The organism is Paenibacillus sp. P4_A7 (assembly GCF_056402455.1).
This window is the reverse complement of record NZ_JBFUHJ010000538.1, coordinates 1-3,489: the sequence shown is the minus strand read 5'-3', so window position 1 is coordinate 3,489 and position 3,489 is coordinate 1. Positions and strand designations below refer to the sequence as shown.

Genomic DNA, 3,489 nt, shown 5'->3' with positions numbered 1-3,489 from the left:
GACTTTGCACAACTAACTTTGCATCTTTACCCGATCCACGAATCGTAGCTGAAGAAAGAGAAGTTTGCCAAGGTAGACCAACAAAATGTATTTTTTCAGATGATTGGTTTATACCGTTTTTCTCTACTGGTTTTCCTGATTCATCCAACACATTAAGTTCATTCAGATATGCAAAGTTCGGTATATATCCGGTAGCAAAAATAACTGCATCAACATCTTCATGGGTATTATCTTCCCAAACCACTCCGGTTTTTGTGAACTTTTTAAACATTTTTTTGGGGTTAGGTTTATTTTGAGCAATGGCATTTTGATAAATACCTTTGTCTATTACTCCGTCGCTACTTTTCTTCAATAAACGTTTTCCCATCGCTGATTTGTCTAACCCTGTGAGGGTGAGCCAAAAATGAATATCTTTACCCCAAATTAGCTGTGGTACAAATTTAAGGGGGCTTCTCGTTGCGATCGTAACATTCGCAGTATTTGCAAGCTCAACTGCAATTTGAACGGCTGAGTTGCCTCCTCCGACAACAATAACTCTTTTGTTTCTAAACGCTTCACCATTTCTATAATCTTTCGAATGCAAAATCATMCCATTATAATAAGTTATTTCAGCTATATCCGGTATGCTCGGCTTGGTAAAAGCACCACTTGCACATATGATTGAGCGTGCACGGTAGATTTCACCATTTGAAGACTTGATGATATAAATACCTTCATTCTTCTCTACTTTAATCACTTCAATATTATGATGAATAGTGAAATTAAAATGAGCCGCATACGACTTCAAATATTGAACTACTTCGTCTCTACGAGGATAATAATTTGCTCCCCCTGGAAAATCGAGTCCTGGTAATGAGGAATACGCAGCTGGAGAAAATAACGTGAGGCTATCATAATAATTTGCCCATGATCCCAGATTCGTTGAATTTTTCTCCAATATAATAAAGTTGAGTTTTTCTTTTTGTAGGTAATAGGCAGCTGCGAGACCAGATTGCCCCCCCACCGATAATGATTGAATCATACAAAATTGTCATGATAAATCTCCTTAAGTTTCATAATGTTGAAAATTCATAAAAAAGGCTACTTCACCATGATGAATGGAGCACAGTAGCTTGTCGTTCAATTACCCTATCACCTTAACTACAACAAGAAGAAGATTTAGACACAGGTATGCAGCATGAGCTACTCGACCCTTCCGTTATTTCAGGTTCACTACTTGATTTGGTACCAATACTACATACTCCTGTTTCCGGTAGGTCCAGTTCAACTCTTTCAGCTGATTCCATATCCCCTGTGAGGGCTGCAACAACGGATCTTACCTGCTCATAACCGGTAGCCATCAAGAACGTAGGTGCTCTCCCATAACTTTTGGATCCAACAATATAGAAATCCTTTTCTGGCTGTCGCAGTTCCTTTTCACCATGTGGTCTAACCGTCCCGCAACTATGAACATTGGGATCAATTAATGGAGCAAACTCCAACACACTTTCCAAACCAGGGTCCGTTGTCACTCTAACTTCACGCACAAAGGATACATCCGGACGGGAACCCGTGTTTGAAATGATTTCATCGATTACATCAATGAAGCCCATTCTCCCCCATTGGAACCAATGACTTTGACTTTTTCCCCGTTCTTTTGTAACTCTTCGATATGGAATGGAGTCATGACTTTGACGATACCCGACTCAACTAATTGCTGGATGCGTATACCAAGCTCTCCTCTTGCTGGAAGGTTATCTAAGTCCCGTCCGCCATACACGTCTTCAAGATTTGATTTTCTCAGTACCCAGACAATCTCAGTATCATTTACCTGTTCCTTAAGTGTCCCAAGTTCCAGAAGTGTATTAATAGCTGAATGACCACTGCCAACCACAAGGACTTTCTTTCCGCTATAACGTTCCTTGTGATCCCCTAGTATATCGGGTATTCCGTAATATATATCTGATTATGGAGAGACCGTTCCTCCGCTGTAAATACACCCGCAGAATGGATTGGGTTGGGATTAGTCCAAGTCCCAGATGCATCGATAACTGCTTTTGCTTCAAACACGAACCGTTCTCCATTTTTATCAATATGGATGACGAACGGAAGCTGTTCACGCCCCTGTGTTTTGACTTTGCTTAATCCCTTACGACTAATGGCTGTTACTTTCGCTTTCACATGAATATAAGGCTTCATTTCCGGCATTTCCGCCAGAGGTTTTAAATACGTATCAACTAATTCTTTACCTGTAGGAATTGCGGCATTATCTGGAGCTATCCAACCGTTTGAGAGTAATAATTGTTTTGCAGCCTTATTATATTGAACTCCCAAGGAGAGAATAAGCGTACATGTGCCCATTTCATAATATTGGCGCCCACATCTTCTCCTTCATCAAATAGTACAAAGGACTCTTCGCGTGAAATGAGATGCGCGGCTGCGGCTAAGCCCACTGGTCCTGCACCTATAATGGCAACAGGCATCTTGTTACTTTCACTAGTAGGCACTCCACAACAACTCCCTTGATTCGTAGTGTTTGTAGCATCTATATTGTTCATTGAATTTATCATCGTAATTCCTCCTGTTAAATCAATTTTTTTTGATTRACTAACTAAAAAAATCAGCAACAACATTTGTCGTCATTTTTATTTGGTCTGAAGATGCAGCATAGTTTCTCTGAAAGAATTTGAGCCACTTCATCTTGATTGATCTCGTAGTAACTCCATGTGCCGCGCGTCTCTTTTATAAGTAAACCCGCGTCCAACAATATTTTCAAATGGTACGATAACTTAGACTGAGGCATGTCGATGATTTCTACAAGTTCGCAGACACAAGTATTCCCGCGTTGAACCAATTCATATAGGATGTGAAGACGTTTTTCATCTGCTAGTGCTTTGAATTTTGCTTCCAGATCTTTGAATGGAATATTTGGAACCATATCGATCACCTTCTTTTTTCATTATGAACAGCGGTAGAAATAGGACCTAAATAATCATCCATATTCCTATCGAAAGACTTACTTTCTTTAAATCAATTTTTTTTGATTAATCATTCGTAAATTCAATTTAACATACATGTTCCTAAGACGTCAATGCTAAATCAAAATAAATTGATTTAGCATTTTTTTCTCACTCAAGTTGAACGCTATCTCAATCTGCTCGACGGTCGACAAATGCTTAGGAATGGGATGAATTAAAAAGACTGAGGTGTAGCATATGCTACACCTCAGTCTTTTTCTATATTACTCTTTTCAACTTATGAGGAAATTCAGAGCAAACCATTACCAACTTATGAGAAAACCGATAAATCTTTTCCAACTTCTCAGCACCAATTCAATCTTTTTCAACTTACGAGAAATTCGGACCTTTCCCAAAAACTAGAACATACATTCTATCGCAGTCATTTTTCCAATCTTTCAGATAATAGCTCAGTAATAGCAAGGGTTTGAGTCGCTAAAAATTTCAATCCTTAATCACGATTTTCCAAACCTTTAGAAGGGTAATTTCATCT

The 3,489-nt window shown here is 38.9% G+C and carries 2 protein-coding genes and 1 pseudogene; all 3 read right to left on the bottom strand.

Annotated features, from left to right (window positions below; all coding sequences use genetic code 11):
- Positions 1-1,021: flavin-containing monooxygenase (locus AC1DWN_RS30590; RefSeq protein ID WP_477562629.1), on the bottom strand; the 1,021-nt coding region annotated here is incomplete at its 3' end.
- Between the two features lie 115 nt (positions 1,022-1,136).
- Positions 1,137-2,537 (bottom strand): annotated as a pseudogene (locus tag AC1DWN_RS30585) (NAD(P)-binding domain-containing protein).
- A 62-nt stretch (positions 2,538-2,599) separates the two neighbouring features.
- Positions 2,600-2,917, bottom strand: coding sequence for an ArsR/SmtB family transcription factor (locus AC1DWN_RS30580; RefSeq protein ID WP_477562628.1), 318 nt, complete (start codon positions 2,915-2,917; stop codon positions 2,600-2,602).
- Between the last annotated feature and the right edge of the window lie 572 nt (positions 2,918-3,489).